The sequence below is a fragment of the Pedobacter sp. AC190 genome (assembly GCF_979258025.1).
On the sequence record NZ_OZ409824.1, the window covers coordinates 3,974,059 to 3,993,508 of the forward strand.

The 19,450-nt window shown below is 35.8% G+C and carries 17 protein-coding genes; 6 read left to right on the forward strand and 11 right to left on the reverse strand.

Going from position 1 to position 19,450, the window contains the following annotated elements; genetic code table 11:
• Positions 1-88: 88 nt before the first annotated feature.
• Positions 89-982 carry a winged helix-turn-helix domain-containing protein gene (locus tag ACZZZI_RS17535; RefSeq protein WP_463490324.1) on the forward strand — a complete coding sequence of 298 codons (894 nt, stop codon included), beginning with the start codon at positions 89-91 and terminating at the stop codon, positions 980-982.
• A 43-nt stretch (positions 983-1,025) separates the two neighbouring features.
• Here the strand turns inward: ACZZZI_RS17535 and ACZZZI_RS17540 are convergent, their stop codons facing one another.
• Genes ACZZZI_RS17540 through ACZZZI_RS17560 form a run of 5 tightly spaced genes read right to left on the reverse strand, consistent with a single transcriptional unit; the run spans position 1,026 to position 4,868 of the window.
• On the reverse strand, positions 1,026-1,499 hold the full coding sequence (locus tag ACZZZI_RS17540; RefSeq protein ID WP_463490326.1) for a (R)-mandelonitrile lyase: 474 nt from the start codon (positions 1,497-1,499) through the stop codon (positions 1,026-1,028).
• Between the two features lie 37 nt (positions 1,500-1,536).
• Positions 1,537-2,598 carry an alpha/beta hydrolase gene (locus tag ACZZZI_RS17545; protein ID WP_463490328.1) on the reverse strand — a complete coding sequence of 354 codons (1,062 nt, stop codon included), beginning with the start codon at positions 2,596-2,598 and terminating at the stop codon, positions 1,537-1,539.
• 1 nt (position 2,599) lies between these two features.
• On the reverse strand, positions 2,600-3,346 hold the full coding sequence (locus ACZZZI_RS17550; protein WP_463490330.1) for a carboxymuconolactone decarboxylase family protein: 747 nt from the start codon (positions 3,344-3,346) through the stop codon (positions 2,600-2,602).
• Between the two features lie 26 nt (positions 3,347-3,372).
• The gene (locus tag ACZZZI_RS17555; protein WP_344770037.1) at positions 3,373-3,807 is read right to left on the reverse strand and encodes a nuclear transport factor 2 family protein; all 435 of its coding nucleotides are present in this window, start codon (positions 3,805-3,807) and stop codon (positions 3,373-3,375) included.
• A gap of 11 nt (positions 3,808-3,818) precedes the next feature.
• A complete protein-coding gene (locus ACZZZI_RS17560; protein ID WP_316758919.1) occupies positions 3,819-4,868 on the reverse strand; it encodes an alpha/beta hydrolase in 1,050 nt (349 codons plus the stop codon).
• 203 nt (positions 4,869-5,071) lie between these two features.
• Here ACZZZI_RS17560 and ACZZZI_RS17565 point away from each other — a divergent pair, with 203 nt between their 5' ends.
• The 4 genes from ACZZZI_RS17565 (at position 5,072) to ACZZZI_RS17580 (ending at position 9,444) form a co-directional block, all read left to right on the forward strand.
• Positions 5,072-5,521, forward strand: coding sequence for a hypothetical protein (locus ACZZZI_RS17565; protein WP_463490333.1), 450 nt, complete (start codon positions 5,072-5,074; stop codon positions 5,519-5,521).
• A 177-nt stretch (positions 5,522-5,698) separates the two neighbouring features.
• Positions 5,699-5,968 (forward strand): helix-turn-helix domain-containing protein, encoded by a 270-nt coding sequence (locus ACZZZI_RS17570; protein WP_463490335.1) that lies wholly within the window; start codon positions 5,699-5,701, stop codon positions 5,966-5,968.
• A 185-nt stretch (positions 5,969-6,153) separates the two neighbouring features.
• A complete protein-coding gene (gene pta, locus ACZZZI_RS17575; RefSeq protein ID WP_344770043.1) occupies positions 6,154-8,244 on the forward strand; it encodes a phosphate acetyltransferase in 2,091 nt (696 codons plus the stop codon).
• Positions 8,245-8,247: 3 nt separating this feature from the next.
• On the forward strand, positions 8,248-9,444 hold the full coding sequence (locus tag ACZZZI_RS17580) for an acetate/propionate family kinase (protein WP_463490338.1): 1,197 nt from the start codon (positions 8,248-8,250) through the stop codon (positions 9,442-9,444).
• Between the two features lie 50 nt (positions 9,445-9,494).
• Here the strand turns inward: ACZZZI_RS17580 and ACZZZI_RS17585 are convergent, their stop codons facing one another.
• Together ACZZZI_RS17585 and alaS are read right to left on the reverse strand one after the other, a co-directional pair.
• Positions 9,495-10,058 carry a hypothetical protein gene (locus ACZZZI_RS17585; protein WP_316758912.1) on the reverse strand — a complete coding sequence of 188 codons (564 nt, stop codon included), beginning with the start codon at positions 10,056-10,058 and terminating at the stop codon, positions 9,495-9,497.
• 213 nt (positions 10,059-10,271) lie between these two features.
• Positions 10,272-12,887, reverse strand: coding sequence for an alanine--tRNA ligase (gene alaS, locus ACZZZI_RS17590; RefSeq protein ID WP_463490340.1), 2,616 nt, complete (start codon positions 12,885-12,887; stop codon positions 10,272-10,274).
• Between the two features lie 116 nt (positions 12,888-13,003).
• Between alaS and ACZZZI_RS17595 the strand changes: the two genes are divergently transcribed.
• Positions 13,004-13,339, forward strand: a complete 336-nt coding sequence (locus ACZZZI_RS17595; RefSeq protein WP_056096320.1) for a MerR family transcriptional regulator — start codon at positions 13,004-13,006, stop codon at positions 13,337-13,339.
• A 303-nt stretch (positions 13,340-13,642) separates the two neighbouring features.
• Here ACZZZI_RS17595 and ACZZZI_RS17600 read toward each other — a convergent pair whose 3' ends face one another.
• The 4 genes from ACZZZI_RS17600 to ACZZZI_RS17615 form a co-directional block, all read right to left on the reverse strand.
• Entirely contained in the window at positions 13,643-15,811 is a 2,169-nt protein-coding gene (locus ACZZZI_RS17600) for a S9 family peptidase (RefSeq protein ID WP_463490342.1), read from the reverse strand.
• A gap of 94 nt (positions 15,812-15,905) precedes the next feature.
• On the reverse strand, positions 15,906-16,556 hold the full coding sequence (locus tag ACZZZI_RS17605) for a DUF4412 domain-containing protein (protein ID WP_316758902.1): 651 nt from the start codon (positions 16,554-16,556) through the stop codon (positions 15,906-15,908).
• A gap of 22 nt (positions 16,557-16,578) precedes the next feature.
• Positions 16,579-17,355, reverse strand: a complete 777-nt coding sequence (locus ACZZZI_RS17610) for an enoyl-CoA hydratase/isomerase family protein (protein WP_463490344.1) — start codon at positions 17,353-17,355, stop codon at positions 16,579-16,581.
• A gap of 7 nt (positions 17,356-17,362) precedes the next feature.
• Complete coding sequence (locus tag ACZZZI_RS17615) at positions 17,363-19,450, reverse strand: ComEC/Rec2 family competence protein (RefSeq protein ID WP_463490346.1); 2,088 nt, start codon at positions 19,448-19,450, stop codon at positions 17,363-17,365.

Here is a 19,450-nt window from a genome sequence, read left to right on the forward strand (position 1 = left end):
GGGAAGGCCAAACGTATTAAAAAGAACGCTTTTTATACGATCATACAGACTAAAGATTTAGTATTTTTGTAAATAAAAACCTGACGTTATGAGTCTTAGTCGAAATATCTTAGTTGAAAAAGGCAAATACATCTATGGATTGATATTGCTTTTGACTGCAGTGGTAATCTGTGTGGCTTTTAATAAATCAGGCAGCCACGATTTCGATCTGGCCAGAAGGGAAATTCTGATTCGTAGGATTGGGCACGAATTGCTTTTAAAGTCTGGCGATAGCACTTCGAGGGTTTTGCCCGTAAAGAAGCTGGCAGAAAATGAATATCAAATTAGATTCGAGAAGGCCTTTACCTTTCAAACGGATGATCTGGTAAACATTACCCAGCGGGTTTTTGCGAACGATCCGATTACGGGGGATTATGTAGTTAATGTTCTGAATGGCAGCAGCAAAAACGTTTTTTATGGATATGCGATCTCCAAAAATAAAAAAAATGAAATTGTGCCCTGTAAAGGAAGAGTGCAACCTAAGGCGCCTTACACGATCGACATTAAATTTAAACCAAAAGATATGCACACCGCATTAAATGGATACCTTTTGGGTGGATTACCATTTTTAGCATTCGTCGGTTTTATTTTTTTTAAATCCGGTAAGCCGAAGAACCAATTGCCTGATCATAAAGATCTTAAGGCCTTTACTTTAGGTTCCACATTATTTGATGCACAGCAACAACAGCTAATTATAAATAAAGAGATCATAAATCTAACGGGTACTGAAACACGTTTGCTCCTTATTTTTTCCTTATCTCCAAACGAAACGATACAAAGAAGCCGATTGCAAAAGGAAATCTGGGAGGATGAGGGTGTGATCGTTGGCCGGAGTCTGGATATGTTCATATCAAAACTTAGAAAAAAACTGGAACCCGATGCGAATGTAAAAATTGTTGTTATTCGTGGTAAGGGTTATAAGCTGGAAATTAACAGCATTTAATTGAATATAATCGGCTAAATAGATAAGTGTGGGAAAATGATTTTTATTCGCCTACATACTGATATTCTTCATCTGTTACTTTGCTCAACCAAACAACTGCACCTTTATTAATATTGGTTCCAATGGCAAGGTGTGTCATCCGATCGGTAGCCGATGCGCCGTGCCAGTGATGAACGTTTGGTAAACATTTTATAATATCGCCCTTTTGTATAACCTGAACTTTTTTTCCTTGTTCCTGGTACCAACCCTTACCTTCTGTTACCAACAAAATTTGCCCACCAGGATGATAATGCCAGTTCGTTCTGGCACCAGGTTTAAAACTTACAGAACCAATATGGCTATTATAAGTGGTGTCTGCTGGCATTAGCATATTGAGCCAAACCTCCCCTGTAAAATTACCATTGCGTACTTGGTTACCCTCAGAAAAAAGGGCTGTTTTAACTGGTTTAGTTGCAATTTTTGGGTAACAGGCCGTAAAGAATACCATACCGATCAAAGCAATCATTATATTTTTCATGTGCTATAGTAAGATTTGATAATTAAGCGTTTTTGTGTTATAAATTATCCTGGTAGAAACTGTTCAATTTTGCTACGGTCTGTTTAACATATTCTGGCTTATAATAAGTTTGAATATGCGTTGCACCCTCAATTACATATAGTTCTTTCTTTTTAGCATTTGTGGCTTTGGCAATAGCCTCATCGGTCATATATTTTGTATCAGCTTTGCTTCCAGCAATCATTAATAACGGCTGATCGATTAATTCAATCTGGCTGGTGGCATCCCAGGTCATTAAATCCATTAAACTACTGGTGGTGTACAAAAAGGTAGAATTAGGGTGTGCATGAGTTCTGTAATAATAATCCATACCCTCGCGATACAAACCAGCTGGCATTTTAGTAATCTCCTCATCGGTTACGCTGGCCACCCCAGTTAAAAGAATTTTACCACTTGCAGCTTCTTGTACTCTGGCATCAGAAGCTTGTTTTAAACGTTCTGGTATGGTATTCAATTGAGAATTTAAGAAGCCATTACGTCTAACCTCGCCAGAATTGAACATACTTAGCGTGGCAATGGCTTTGAATCTTTTATCGGATTGGGCAGCTTTTAGAGCGTAACCACCCCCACCGCAGATGCCTAAAACGCCTAAACGTGATGGATCAGCGCCAGCGTACTGGCTAATAAAGTCGGCCATACCACGAATATCTTCGGTACGGAATTGGGGCTTGTCTGTATGGCGTGGCAAACCACCACTTGCACCTTGGTACGATGCATCTGCAGCCATTGTGATATAACCAGCCTCTGCCAAACGCTGTGCATATAAGCCTGCGGTTTGTTCCTTTATACCGCCATTAGGGTGCGCCACTACAACTGTAGGATATTTTTTTGATGCATCGTAATTTGCAGGTGTATAAACGTTTGCAGCAATATCAATTCCGCTTAATTTATAAGTTACAGGATGGATGTTTACTTTTCCTGGTTCATTTTTAATAATCGCCCCATCATATACCAAGGTCCATGGGTTTTGTTCATGCTTCTCTTCAATGGATTGTGCATACACAAATTCTGTAGGTACGATGAATGCGGCTAATGCTATTATTGCTGTTATATTTCTCATTTTATTTTTGGCTTACTAATACTTCGTTTAAAACTTTTTGGGCTGCTTTTGCTTCCTTTTTTCCAATGGTGGATTTAATGATTTCTACAAATTGTTGCAGCTGATTTGGGCTGATGCCTGTCTTTAAGGTAATGTTAAAATGGCTCTTAAGCATTGGTTCTGCTTCTCCTATGGCTGATATAACCGAAATGGTAACCAATTCTCGTTGGGCATAGGTTAGGATATCGCGTTCAAATATATCTGCAAACAAATGCTCTTTTAAAAAGGTATCAATTACTGGCGAAAAAGCCGAATATCCTGAAAGTTCAACTGGTTGTGGTACTTGTGTAAGTTCGCCCAGAATATTTTTACCGCGGTTATATTTTGTTTCCTGCGACTGAATTTTTGTCGCATCCTTTCCAGCATGGTCATTTATACCCTTTGCTTTACGATTTTCGGTAACGTCCATTAAAGTTTGAAGCGCACGAATACTTCGTGGAAAACCACAATAGGCATAGGCATGCACCAATACTTCTTTGGTTTCATTTAAAGTCAAACCTGCATCTAGCGCCTTGTTCAGTTCGATCTTTAACTGATCTAAATCACCTTTTGCAGTTAATGAGGCAACTTTAATAATGCTCTGCTCAATCAAACTTAGGCTTTTATGATCTGCTGCTACTTGCTGCGCCTTTACAGATGGGCTAAACAATAAGGTATTCATCATCAACATCATAAATACGTAAACCGTAATACTTTTTTGCTTTATCATTATTGATATTTATTTCATTAATCGGATTATGATCCCGTTGTTTTAGTAAAGGAAAGTGAAGCAAGTTTCCAGGTCTTCTGCTCCCTTACATACACTTCTGTTACGATAAATGGGTTGGTTACCTCATTTCCACCCACTACAGCTAATAGAGTAATTCGATTTAAAAGAACAGCTGTATTGCCAATAATATTAACAGAAACTTGATGTATATCTGCTTTTTTATACCAAATTCCACCGCTTTTAATCACGCTAACCTCTTGTTGCTTACCCCACGAACCACCCATGTGTACAAATACAGATTGATCATGAAATAATTTAGTTAAGGTATCAACCTTTTTATCGGCCATCCATTGCCATTTATTTTTAGAAAGTTCTATAATTTCTTTTTCAGCCTCGGTTTGTGCAAACACTGCGCTAATCCCTGCCAGCGTTAAACACAGCATAATAAATATCTTTTTCATCTGTGTATAATTTATTTATCTAATTTTTTCTCTTTTAACCATTTGCCAAGTACTTCCGCAACTTCCTTGTTGTTCAAATCAGACATTGGAAAGTGTGTATTACCTTTTATTCCGATTTCGGGTAAAACAACAATAGAAACATCACCACCATGCGCATTAACAACCTTAGCCCACTGTTTCGCCGTAGCAAGTACATTTCGCCAGAAGTTTAATGATGCTGCATCAGTTTCCGCTTTCGGAATAAAATCACCGTAGTAAACTACAATCGGCATTTTAGTTAGCTTCATAAATTCGGCCATTGATACGCCTGCCCCGCCACGGTTACCTTCAGGCACCTCTCCTTCGGGGAAAACAAATCCACCTGGTTCGTAAGAAACAATAGCTTTAATGTGGTTGCTCTTCATGGCGGTTTTCCAACCAATAATGCCACTGGCAGAGTGCGTAAAAAACAAGCCATCTCCTGCTCTATCGAATACCTTCGACATGGCATTTACAACAGATGCTTCATCTACATTACCAGTGTTGGGTGTCATCATTCTAAAAAAATGATCAATTGAGGTAGAGTCTTTTGGAAACTGAACACCCTCATTAAAGTTTGGATATAATCCGATGCGGAATTGGGTAAACCAGGTTTGATCGTCGGGCACTGCAGAAATCTGACCTGGTTTGGTTGTTTGTCCTGCATCTCCCCGCCCAGGCTGATCAACTAAATAAACCCCAAAACCTTGTCTTAAAAAGATCTCAGAAAAGCCTGCTCTGCCATCGGCTGTAGTTTGCCAGCTGCGTTTAGACTGGCCGTAACCGTGTAAAAACACCATAGGGTATTTTTTTGCCTTAGCAGGAATCTGATAAAAAACATCGGCATGGTCTCCATGACGGGTTTGGCCGCCTTGAGCCACATTCCAGGGTTTGGTTGCATCGAAATCCCCTTGGCTCTTAATCACAATTCCGCCTGCAGAAAATGTCCCTTGCTCTTTGATTATAAGATTGCTATTTTGTGAAAATGCTGTACCCAGCATGGTTCCATATATTATTATGGTTGATAATATTCCTTTGACCATTATTTTTCCTTTTGTAAATCCCTTAATCTTCTGTTCTTGGATAATTCTGAATGCTCATCCAGAACGATCTATACAAAGGTCTGCCTTTGAGTTTAGTATATTGGTATACAGATTACGCTTTATATAACCATAATTACTGATATTCGTAATTTCAGAAAAATCGGGGTTTTTATCTATATTTTTACCATTCTTGAAATACAATTATGAGCAACATATTCAATTTTGATACAATAAGTGATTATAATCAATTCAATAATCAAGAAACCAAGCATCCATTAGTAAGTGTGATCGACTTTTCGAAAGCTAATAAGAGAACTGGCTCTACAATGAATTTTGGTTTGTATTGCATTTTTCTAAAAGATGTTAAGTGCGGGGATTTAAAGTATGGCCGTCATTATTACGATTATCAGGAAGGCACTTTAGTTTTCGTTTCGCCAGGCCAGGTTTTGGATGTGGAGAACAAAACAGATTTATACCAACCTATGGGGCATGGACTGGTTTTTCATCCAGATCTGATCAGAGGAACATCGCTTGCTAAAGCCCTTTCTGAATATAATTTTTTTAAATATCAAACCAATGAAGCGCTTCATTTATCGGCAAAGGAAAGACAGTTGATATTAGAAACTTTCTCAAAAATTGATGGCGAATTATAGGAATCTATAGATAAACATAGTAAAAAGCTCATCACATCTAACATCGAGTTACTACTCAATTATTGCGACCGCTTTTACGATCGTCAGTTTATAACCCGTGAAACTGTTAACAAAAGTATAATCGAAAGACTTGAGGATTTGCTTAATACTTATTTATCATCCGAAAAACCGTATTCAATGGGGCTACCATCCGTTGGTTTTTGTTCTGATGAACTACACCTTTCGGCTAATTATTTTGGTGATCTAATCAAAAAAGAAACAGGTAAAACGGCCCAAGAGTACATACAGAATAAACTTATTGAGGTTGCGAAGTATAAAGTTTTTGATTCGAATAAATCGATTAGTGAGGTTGCCTACGACCTGGGTTTTAAATACCCGCAACATTTTATTCGCCTGTTTCGGAATAAGGTTGGTTTAACGCCGAACGAATATCGTCGCACGGTATAAATTTCAGGTAATTAAAAATAAACACATAAGAATCATTTGCTTTTTCCATGAAATTAATGGGGGGATAAAGATCTCTGTATTATATTACTAAGAATCATTCTAAACAATAATGAATTCTTATATTTGAAATATTGCAAACTATATTGGCAATATTTGTTTTATAGATACAAATTTTTACTCTTCGAATGACTAAAAACATCTTTATAGCTTCGGCAGAACCTTACACGGGTAAGTCGGTAATTGCTTTCGGAATGATTAATATGTTGCTAGCCAAAACACAAAAGGTTGGTTATTTTAAACCCATTATTGCTCAGGATGATCCAAATGAAAAAGATAAGCATGTAGAAGCCATGATCGATTATTTTTCGCTTCCTGTTAAGTATGAAGATGCTTTTGCCTTTACTCGTCAGGATATGCTTCATCAATCGGAAAATAGCGGAGACATTATTAATACAATTATCAGCAAGTACAAAAAACTAGAGGATAACTACGATTTCACCGTAATTGAGGGTAGCGATTTTTTAGGTGAAGGCATGGCTTTTGAATTCGAATCGAACGCTTTAATGGCGAAAAACCTGGGCGCTCCTGTACTAATCGTTGTTTCTGGTAAAAATAAAACAGCCAGTCAGCTTTTTAAAACAGCAATTAATATTTATAGAAACTTTCTATTAAGAGATGTACAGGTTTTAGGCGTTGTGGCCAACATGGTAAATCCAGAGGAAGCAGAACGCATTAAGCAAGCGCTAACAAATCAACTTCCTGCCGAATTACTTATTGCTGTGATTCCAATTGAAAGCGGCTTACAAAGTCCTACAATGCAAGAAATTACCGAAGCGCTTGATGCTGAAATTCTTTTCGGCGCCGATTTAATGGACAATCAGGTTGATAATTTCGTTACAGGCGCTATGATGTTGCCCAATTTTTTACGCCACATTAAAGATAATCTGCTAATTGTAACTCCAGGCGATCGTGGCGATATTATAATTGGTTCTTTACAGGCAAATTTATCTGCAAACTACCCAAAAATTGCTGGTATTGTTTTAACCGCTGGCAGCTTGCCAGATGAACCAATGATTAAACTTATCGAGGGGCTTCAAACCATTATCCCAATTATTTCGGTACAGAAAGGTACTTTCGAAACAACAACTGCTATTGGTGCAATCCATTCTAAAATAACAATTGATAATAAAAAGAAAATAGCATTAGCCATTGAGTTATTCGAAAAATATGTTGATTTGAAGGCTTTAGATGATAAAATCATTACTTTTAGCTACGAAGGCATTACGCCACATATGTTTCAGTATCAGTTGGTAAAATGGGCTAAAAGCCAGAAAAAACACATCGTTTTGCCAGAAGGTAATGATGAAAGGATTTTAAAAGCGGTAGAGAAATTAATTACACAAGACATTGTAAACATTACTTTATTAGGTGATCCACTTGAAATTGGTACATCCATTAAACGATTAGGATTAAACCTGGATATAAATGCAATTAATATTCATAATCCAGCCCTATCAGAGCATTATGATAATTACGTTGAAACTTTATATGAATTACGTAAAGCTAAAAATGTCAATATGGAAATGGCCAGAGATATGATGACGGATGTTTCCTACTTCGGTACCATGATGGTTTATAAAGGTGATGCGGATGGAATGGTTTCGGGAGCTGTTCATACTACCCAACATACCATACGGCCAGCTTTACAATTTGTAAAAACAAAACCTGGTGTTTCCGTGGTATCATCTATATTTTTTATGTGTTTGCCAGAACGTGTTGCCATATTTGGCGATTGTGCGGTTAACCCAAATCCAACTGCTCAGCAACTTGCAGAAATTGCCATTTCATCAGCAGAAAGTAGTTCTAAATTTGGTATAGAACCAAGAATAGCCATGTTATCTTATTCTTCAGGTACATCAGGAGAAGGTGAAGACGTTGAGCGGGTTAGAGAAGCCACGGCAATTGTAAAAGCCAGACATCCAGAACTTAAAATTGAGGGTCCAATTCAATACGATGCTGCGGTAGATCCACTGGTTGGTCAGCAAAAATTACCAGGATCAGAAGTTGCAGGTAGAGCAAGCGTTTTAATTTTCCCAGATTTAAATACTGGAAATAACACCTACAAGGCTGTTCAGCGGGAAACTGGCGCACTGGCCATCGGGCCAATGTTACAAGGCTTGAATAAGCCAATTAATGATTTAAGCAGAGGATGTACTGTAGATGATATTTTTAATACAGTAGTAATTACCGCAATTCAGTGTCAGGATATTAAATAATTTATGGATATTTTAGTTATCAATTCAGGAAGTAGTTCTATTAAATATCAACTTTTCAAAATGCCTTCGCAACAACCTGTTTGTAGTGGTTTAGTTGAGCGAATAGGTATTGAAGGCTCTTTTATCAAACATAGTGTATTCAAAAACCAAGAAAAAACCGTAATTGAAATAGAAGCTTTTATTTCTAATCATGGTGAGGGACTAAAACAAGTTCTTGCCTTATTATCAGAGGGCGAACATGCGGTGATTTCTAAACCTGAGGATGTTGTTGCTGTTGGGCATCGAGTGGTACATGGTGGCGAACATTTTGCTGGTGCAACCTTAATTAATGATGAAGTTAAGCAACAGATTAGAAAACTATTCTCATTAGCGCCGCTTCATAACCCTGTTAATTACAAGTGTATTGAAGTTGCAGAACAAACTTTTACTTCAGCAAAACAAGTAGCAGTTTTCGATACCGCTTTTCATCAAACAATACCTCGGCAAGCTTTCAGGTATGCAATTCCAGAATGGTATTACAAGGAACACAGTATTAGGGTTTATGGTTTTCATGGTACAAGCCACAAATATGTGAGTGAACAGGCTATTCCCACGTTAGGTAAAGCTGATTCTAAAATAATTAGTATTCATTTAGGGAATGGCTGCAGCATTACGGCAATAAAAAACGGCCAGTCGATTGATACCAGTATGGGTTTTGGGCCTTTAAGCGGACTTGTAATGGGCACCCGATCGGGCGACATTGATCCATCGGTTATTTTTCACTTAATGGAACATGCTGGCTATACTTTAGAACAGCTTAGTACTTTACTTAATAAACAATCGGGTTTACTGGGGGTTGGTGGCTCAAGTGATATGCGTGATATTAGAAAACTGATTAGCGAAGGTAATGAAAACGCAAAATTAGCGATAGAGCTTTACGCTTACAGGATTAAAAAATTTATAGGTTCTTACGCTGCAGTTTTAAATGGAATCGATGCAATTATATTTACAGCTGGTGTTGGTGAAAATGATTTAGAAATGAGATCAGCTGTTTGTAAGGAATTGAGTTATTTAGGAATAGAGCTGGATGAGGCTAAAAACAAAGGATACAAGCAAGAATTAACAGATATTAGTCGAGCGGATTCGAAAGTTAAAATATTAGTGATCCCTACAAACGAAGAATACGAAATTGCGAGTCAATGTTTTAATTTATTAAACTAAAACATTCAATTCATTAAAATAAGAAAGAGGCTCAGGGCCTCTTTCTTATTTTAAAATCTTTTACCAAGCGTAATTCCAATTCTAGGATAAGCTTCTATCGTACGTTTATTACCTAAAAAACGGCCGACACCACCATAAATTTCACCAGTGAAACCATTTCTGGTTAAAAACTTAGCACCTACTGCAGCACCTAAGCCAAAGTTTGTAGTTGCTTTTGATACATTGCTAATAAAATACATATTGGCATTAGAGTTAAAATACATGATATATCTATCTCTTACAGAGCCAATCGCTGCATTACCTTCAATAAAAAAACCAGCAGCCCTTTTCTTTCCAAAATACAACCTGTAATGCGGAATTGCTAAAAACCTATACTCCGAAAAATCATCGTCATCTCCTATTCCAGCCGATAAAGAAATACCAACGCCCATATTGTCTTCTAAAATCCTTTCGTAGCTAATTTCAGGTAATGCCAAAATCGAAGTCAGCAAGTTCACTTTTAGTTCGTTTTTCCCTGTTTCAGCACTGTTGGTCTTTTTTTCTGAAGAATTATTTTGCGCATGAGCTAAAATAGCACCGCCCAGCAAAATTGTAGTTAAGAGTATTTTTTTCATTTAGATTAATTTTAACGAAACTAATAAATTAGTTTAATTTTTAAAATAGTAATGGATAATTATTGATTATCAAAATATCTTGAAAAGCAATTCCGTAATTAATTGGCTAAAATATTGCATTATACATTCTATAAAAAAATAGAGCAGTTCTTAAAGTTGGTATGCTACTTTAAGAACTGCTCCATTACCAATTCCATGAGGATTTTCTATAAATTAATGCGGAATAAAGCTTTCAGCTTTTTCTAGTACAATTTTTAATCCTTCTGAATTTTTACCACCAGCAGTTGCATAAAATGGTTGGCCACCTCCGCCACCTTGAATTTCTTTACCCAGCTCGCGAACGATGTTCGATGCATTCATTCCCTTTTTAACTAAATGATCTGATAGCATTACCGTAATTCCAGGTTTACCCTCAATTTCTGTTGTGAAAACTAGAAACAGATTATCAACCATGTCTTTTAGTGAGAAAGCAAGATTTTTAATCGCATCAGCACTCTGCAAATCAATATGTTTAGCAATTAGGTTTATACCATTAATACCTCTTACGTGATGTACAATTTCATGTTTCAGGGTATTAACTCGTTCTAAAGTAGATTTTTCAATCTCTTTTTTCAGTTTAGCATTTTCATCAAGCAAAGCTTGAACAGAAGCGGATAAATCTTTCGAACCGTTTAACAAGGCTTTTAAATGCCCAAATTCTTTACGTTGCTCTAAGAAATATTGCTCGGCTTTATCGGCAGTAATGGCCTCAATTCTGCGAACGCCTGCTGCAACAGCGCTTTCAGAAATGATTTTGAAAGAGCCGATTTGTCCTGTTGCTTTTACATGTGTACCGCCACAAAGTTCTTTAGAGAAATGATCATCAAAAGTTATCATACGAACAAAATCGCCATACTTTTCGCCAAATAAAGCGGTTACGCCACTTTGAATCGCGTCTTGATAAGGTACATTTCTCTGTTCCTTCAATTTTATGTTTTGCCTGATTTTTTGATTTACAATTACCTCAATCTGAGCCAATTCTTCGTCAGTTACCTTTGCGAAGTGAGAAAAATCAAAACGTAAATAATCTGCATTTACTAATGAACCTTTTTGGTTTACATGATTACCTAAAACTTGCTTTAAAGCAGCGTGCAATAAATGCGTAGCAGAGTGATTATCTTCCGTTAAAACACGTTTATCTTCATCTACAACCGCCCAGAACTTACCTTCCAAATTATCTGGAAGTATATCTGCAAAATGAACAGTTAAACCGTTTTCCTTTTTTGTATCGGTAATATCAATCCAAAACTGGCGGCTATGATCTTCTAAACGTCCCGTATCTCCTACCTGACCACCACTTTCTGCATAAAAAGGCGTTTGGCGCAAAACAATTTGATATTGCTCTTTACCTTTAGCTTTTACTTTACGATACTTTAAAATTTCCGTTTCAATTTCTAAGTCATCGTAACCTACAAATTCACTTTGATCATCAGAATTTACCGTAACCCAATCGCCTGTATCAATTGCTGTAGCAGCACGACTATCGTCTTTTTGCTTTTTAAGCGCTTGTTCGTAAGCTTCTAAATCAACCGACCAACCTTTTTCACGAGCCATTAACTCAGTTAAATCGATTGGGAAACCGAAGGTATCAGATAGTTCGAAAGCAAAACTTCCTTCTACTTTATTATCTGTAGCCTGATATTTCTCGAATCTCTGAATTCCTGTAGATAAAGTTCTCAAAAACGAAACCTCCTCTTCTAAAACTACTTTCTGAACAAAGTCTTGCTGAGAAATCAGTTCATCGAAAACCCCTTTAAATTGCTCAGCCAATAAAGGAACCAACTGATTTAAAAACGGTTCTTTAAAGTTTAAAAAAGTATAGGCATAACGTACCGCACGGCGTAATATTCTACGAATAACATAGCCTGCTTTATTATTTGATGGCAATTGACCATCAGCAATTACGAACGAAATGGCCCGAATATGATCAGCCATAACACGCATAGCGATGTCAGTTTTCTCGTCGGCACCATATTTAATGCCTGATTTCTCAGCAATAAACTGAATCATCGGCTGGAAAACATCGGTATCGTAATTAGAACTTTTTTCTTGTAAAACACGCACTAAACGCTCAAATCCCATTCCTGTATCTACATGTTTAGCTGGCAAACTTTGCAATGAACCATCTTTTAAGCGGTTAAACTGCATGAATACATTATTCCAGATTTCGATAACCTGCGGATGATCGGCATTTACCAAAGTAGCACCATCAACTAAAGCTTTCTCTTCATCAGTACGGCAATCTACATGAATTTCAGAACAAGGACCGCAAGGACCTGTATCGCCCATTTCCCAGAAATTATCTTTTTTGTTGCCTGGCAGAATATGGCTTTCATCAACATATTGTTTCCAAAGGTCGTATGCTTCCTGGTCTTTTTCTAAACCTTCTTTTTCATCGCCTTCAAAATATGTTACGTATAATTTTTCTTTCGGAATTTTATAAACTTCGGTCAATAATTCCCAGCTCCATGCAATGGCATCTTTTTTAAAATAATCGCCAAAACTCCAGTTACCCAACATTTCGAACATGGTATGGTGATAGGTATCGATACCAACCTCCTCTAAATCGTTGTGTTTACCAGAAACACGTAAACAGCGTTGAGTATCGGTAACACGGGCATATTTAATTGCGGCTTCGCCTAAAAACAAATCTTTAAATTGATTCATACCTGCGTTGGTAAACATCAAAGTTGGGTCGTTTTTAACCACAATTGGCGCTGATGAAACAATATGATGTTGTTTCGATTCAAAAAAACTAAGGAATGCCTGTCTAATCTCTTTTGCTGTCATTACGTTTTATAATTGAGCAACAAAATTAAAATTTTATTGCGTTAATAAGGAAAAATCGAGCTACATTTGAACACTTTAATTAATCGATGTAAAACCTTAATAATCAAGCACAAGTTATGCCGTACAAAGAAAGAGACATTAATAAGATGTATTATACTATGGGCGAAGTGACTGAAATGTTTAACGTAAACGCTTCTCAAATCCGTTTTTACGAAAAGGAATTCGATATACTGCAACCTAAGAAAAACAAAAAAGGCAACCGTTTATTTACACCAGAAGACATTGAAAATTTGAAAATTATTTTCAATCTGGTTGATGAAAAGGGCTTTACTTTAAAAGGCGCAAAAGATTATTTAAAAAATAACAAAGGCGATGTTAAAGAGAATCAAAAGATTATTGATTCGTTAGAAAAGCTAAAGGGATTTTTAGTGAATTTAGCTCAGGAATTATAAACTTTCCATTGCTTCCATTAATTTTTACTAAAGCGTAAAGCTAAGCAGTAAATTTATTTTTAGAGTTCTATTTACACCAGCGCACCGTTTTCGTGCTGCAACTAACATTTTGGCATATTGGTTTGGCGTAATGCTAGGCTTACCTAAATAGAAATACAGGTTTTGCAATTTAAACCCGATTGCAATGGAAATACTTTTTGTTGCATAAACGATAGGATTGTGAAGGAAATGGACCAAAAAGATTGAAATAAAAAGCGGGGCTATCGAAACCGATTCCCCGCTAAATTGCTTTTCAGAAATATCTTATTTTGCTCCAGGAGGGCAATTTTCTTTCAAAAATTTGGTATATGTAAGTGATAAATGCTCACTTGTTCCTTCGCCTTCAGAAATACTGTGGGTGCGATTAGGATAACTCATTAACTGAAAAACCTTTTTGTTTTTAATTAATTCGTTGATTAACATTTCTGCATTTTGATAGTGAACATTATCATCGCCAGTACCATGAATGTACAATAAATTGCCTTTAAGGTTTTTAGCATAAGTAACGGGCGAACCTTTTACATACGCCTCTTTACTTGGGAATGGCGTGCCCATATAACGTTCCTGATAAATATTATCGTAAGTTAATTGGTTACCAACTGCTGCAATGGCAATACCCGTTTTGTAAATTTCAGGATATTGGAACATCAGGTTTAAGGTTGATGAACCGCCACCACTCCAGCCCCAAACGGCTACACGGTCTTTATCCATAAAAGCATTTGTTGCCAGTAATTTTTTGGCTGCCATAGCCTGATCGCGAATATTGATTACACCAATGTTTTTATAAATACTTTTGCGCCAAGTAGCACCTTTTGGAACAGGTGCACCGCGATTATCCATTGAAATATAGATATAGCCATCTTTTGCCATATCGCCAGCGTATAAAAAGTTTCGGCCTGCTCCGTATGTATCGGCAGCAGTTTGTGAAGCTGGTTCGCCATAAACGTAAAACACAACCGGATATTTTTTATTGGGATTAAAATCATCTGGTTTTTTCATCCAGCCGTCTAATTCGATACCATCTTCGGTAGTTACTTTGAAAAATTCTACTTTGTTTTTAGGCGCTTCTTGCTTAGATAATTGCATGGTAATGCTACCATCTATAGTAAACGGACTTCCAGTGGTGAAATTTATCCACTCGTTAATTGGTCTAACCACCGAACTATTGTACGTATGGCGAGCAAAGGCTGCATTTGGAGAAATATCGTAATTGTGCGTTCCTGGTAAAATGGAAGGTGTTACCTGCTCTAATTTACCTTTACCATCTAATTTAGTTTTGAATAAATATTTCTGGGTAGCATTGGTTGGCGAAGCAGTAAAATAAACATAATTGTTTTTACTATCGATTAACTTAACGTCGATTACATCGTAATTTCCTTTAGTAACCAATGTTTCTTTTTTACCATCGCGACTAATTCTATACAAATGATTCCACCCATCCTTATCAGAAAGAATGGTAAATTCTTTATTATCGGCTAACCATTTCCATTCGTCTTGAGCATCAATCCAGGCTTTTGCTTTTTCTGTGTACAATGGTTTTGCAGTGCCTGTTGCAGCATCACAAACAAATACAACACTTTCGTTTTGCTCCCGATTAAGTTGTTGCAAAATTACTTCGTTGCTATTCGGAATCCATTGCATACGAGGAATGTAATGCTGGATATTATCGCCAGGAACTTTTAACCAATTTGTTTTAGCCGTTGCAATATCAACAATGCCAACTTTACAAGCAGATGGGTTTTCGCCTACTTTTGGGTACTCAACAGGAATGGTATAAGGATAAATAGAATCGGTGTTGTTAATCATCAAAAAGTTTTTGATTCTAGTTGCGTCGATTTGCCAATAAGCAATGGTTTTACCATCCGGACTCCATCTAAAGCCATCTCTGCAATCAAATTCTTCTTCATAAACCCAATCAAATGTACCGTTAATCATTCTGTCTGTTCCGTCAGTTGTTAAGGCTTTCGGAGCTGTGCCATCGACATTTTCAACATATAAATTATGTTTGCTTACGTAGGCTACTTTACTCCCATCTGGTGATAATTTGGCAAACATTAATGATGAAGCTGGCTTGTCTTTACCAATTTGGGTAATTTTATTGGTAGTTAAATCAGCCAACCAGTAATCGCCACGTGTATCATAACGCCATACTTTTTTACTGTTTGTGTAAATTAAAGCTTTTGTACCATCGGTTGAAAGTTGGAAACTTCTAACTGCAATTGGCACGTTTTTCCCTGATGGCGTTAATAATGCTCTTGAAATGATCGTTTTTTTGTCGCTTTTTGGAAGTGTTACCGAAACGATTTCGCCGCCTGCAATTTGATAGTAAGAATTTCCATCTTTTGCCCAGTTTATGCCTTGGGCTTTTACATCAGCAATTGCAAAAAAAACGATGCAAATAACTGATAATTTGAGTAATAAATTTTTAATCATATAAGTTAGGTCATAAAAAAAGCTTTTTAACTTTTCGGCTAATTTAAATAAAAAGCCGGCAGTTAAAAAGCCTATATTAATTGAAAGTGGTTATTTATTCGCCACCGCCTTGCATTGCTTTTAGATCAGCATAAGTAATTTCATCGTATCCAGCTGGGATTTTAGTTACCGATAATTCGCCAACCTTACCTTCTGTTATCGATTTCAAAGTTATTGTTGCTTCAGGTGTATCAATTAAAACTACAAAGCCTTTAATGTCTTTAAAATCAGTTGTTGCAATGTTAATAGGCACGTCTAAATCATTGGTTACCCAAAACTCGCCTACGCCACCTTTACTATCTTTAAAAGTGTATTTTTCTGCATTGTAGCCTGCAACACTTTTCTTTTCTCCTGTTGCTTTAAAATCAGAATATTGAGGTCTTGCAGCTTTCGATTCTTCCATATCTGCTTTCGACATTTTAGCAGCTAATTGTTTTTGAGCCACAGGAATATCTACCAAAGTTAAGCCTGTTCCACTTTTGCTATCAAGAAAAACGCCAATAGCAGCAGGGCCAAAGTTTAATTCTAATTTTGAAATGTCGCCATTGAATTTAACTTTTTGTTCTTCTGGTGCACCAGGAGCACTAATTTTATATTTTACTCCATAAATTAAAGTGCCTTCTGTTATTTTCTTTTGTGCATGTGCAATAACTGCAGTACCTACTAGTATTAAAGCTAAAACGCTTGTTTTGATTGATTTTAACATGTTTTTATATTTAGTTTTTAGTTTACCAATTAATTTTTTCTTTTTTTAAGAATGATGCAATACCTTTTTTAAAATCTTCGCTCTCTCTAACGCGAGCATTAATTTGTACAGCAGTTTCTAAAGTTTTTTCTAATAGAGGTTTTGTTGTTTGGCTAATTAATTGCTTTGTTATCATTAACGAATTACCAGAACTTTCTCTACACAAACTTAATGCAAATTCTTTAACCTTTAGATGAATTTCTGATGAATTTGTTACAAAGTTTATCAATTTATATGCCAACGCCTGCTCGGCTGGGAATGTTTTTCCAGTAAGTAAAATCTCTTTAGCAATAGTTTCATTAACCTTTTGCATTAAAAAGCAAGATACAATTGCTGGTACAAAACCAATTTTAACTTCGGTATAACCAAAGTTGCTTTCGGGTGTTGCAAAAACAATATCACAAATTGTTGCTAAGCCGCAACCACCAGCAATTGCATGTCCTTCTACCTGAGCAATTACAATTTTTGGAAGATAATAGATTGTAGTAAAAAGCCTTTTTAAATTATTAGAATCGGCTACATTTTCTTCGAAGTTATTATTTTGTAGTTGTTGAAGATATTCTAAATCTGCTCCGGCACTAAATGTACCTCCATTAGCATTTAAAACTATAACTTTTACAAATTCATCTTCTTCGGCTCTTATAAAAGCATCGGTTAATGCAGTTATTAAATTAGGGTTTAAAGCGTTTCTTTTTTCAGGCCGATTAATTGTTATCGTTGCAATTCTATCTTCTACGCTATACAACACCAGATTTTCCATCAATATATCATTTAATTAGTTGCACCAAATATGCAGGATTTTTCTTTAAAATATGATGCTCTAACTTTATATTTTCAGCGAAAGCTTTAATTTCTGCTATTTTATAATCTCTGTTTGTTGCATCGATAATTAAGTTTCGATACCGAATCTCTTTAGGAAGTTTTTCTAATTTGAACTTCGTATTTCCAGTAATCCAAATGCTTGAAAAATCCCCATGAACTAGCAATTTCTTGTAGTTTAAAGACTCATCTAGTATTAAAATCTTGTGTTTATTGAAGATGATTTGCTTATTCATTAGGATAAAATTTGGCAAAATGGTGTCTTTTTTCAAATTGACAAAATTGAACTTATTAACTTGAGACTGCTCTAAAGCAGGTTTCACAAAGAATTGAAAATTTTTATCATTTTCTGGTAAATCAGTTACTATAACCGCTTTTGAGCCACTATTAAAAGCTGTTGCATAGTTTTTCCTTAACGTGAAAAAGATAACTTTCTTTTGGTTGATTGTTTTCCAATCGTTATAAGCAATCAATGATTGATATGCAATGAAAAGTAAAAGTGCTGTAAAAATGTATCTTTTATTGTACTTAACTAATGCATAAACAAATAATCCTAAAGCAAAACTTAGTAAAATAAGCTCTGGTAGATTTATCCAAACTGATGATAAAGTAGAGTAAGGTAAGTCTGCTATCCACTTTAAAGTATTGTTTGTAGATACAATGATCCACTCAAAAATTGGCGAGAGTTTATCAACGAATGGGATAAGTACAGCAATGCCTAAAATCATGATGAGGATTAAAGGAATAGAAATAAATAAATTTCCGAGTAAAAAATAAACAGGAAATTGATGGAAGTAGTAAATGCAAAGTGGAAAGGTTACCAATTGAGCGGCTAAAGAAAGGGCTATTAATTCCCAAATTTTGTTTACCCATTTGTTTTTAATGTAAATGTGCTTATAGATTTTGGGTTGGAGATAAATTAAACCGAAAACGGAAATATAGGATAGTTGAAAGCCAACATCCCAAATTAGAAAAGGATTGTAAACCAATTGGCAAAATGCGGCGAAAGCGAATGTATTGAAGCCGTTCTTATTCTTGGCAAATGTTTTAGCAACAATAAAAATCGTTATCATAATTGCAGATCGAACAACTGACGGTGATAAACCTATAATTAAAGCATAAGCCCAAATTAAGCCGCAGATTAATATGAATTTTAAAATTTTCGTTCCTTTCCTCCTATCTAAAAATAATAGCATAAAATCCAATACAAAGAAAATAATGGCTACATGACTTCCAGAAACTGATAATGCGTGAATGGTTCCTGTTTTGGAATATGCGGCTAAAGTTTCTTTACTTAAATCTGCACGGTAGCCCAAAATTAAAGTTGATGCTACTGCAAAAGCCTCCTCATTCTTAAGCAATTTCCTATATTTTTCGATTTGCTTTTCTCTTAAATCTAAAGCAAATTTTATAACTGGGTTTCCAATATTATTTTTGGTTTTAAGTATCTGCTTTTGATTTAAAAAAGTTTGCATATAAATATTCTGGCTTGCTAGCCAATGCTTAAAGTCAAATTCTGCAGGATTATATGGTGGTTCTACTTCTAAGCAATTCGCAGCTACAATCAACTCATCGCCATATTTAAGCTTTATTGGATTTATAACATCTAGTTTCAAAGCTAAAAGCAATTGCCCACTTAATTTAACCTGTTCCCCTTTTTTATACCCAGAAACCAATCTTGCTTTAAAACGAAGTATGTTGTTGCTTTGCTCGGGTTCGTTGCTTACCCAAATCTTTAACTTTTGATAGTCTTCTTTACCAAAATAATCAAACTTAAGTTTTTCGTTATTTAAAAGGCAAAGCAATCCTCCTAAAATGAAGAAGAAAACATACTTCAGGATACCTATTACACCTTTAAATTTGTAGGTATTTAGTTTTTTGTAGGTAATATTGAGTACTAGTAGAGAAAGTAATGTAAAACCAAAAATTATCGAAACAATTAAAACCATTTCTTCTGTTTGAAAAAAATAGAAAACTCCAATTCCAATAATAAGGGGTGCTAAAATTCGAACAAAAACATATTCTGCTTTAAACAT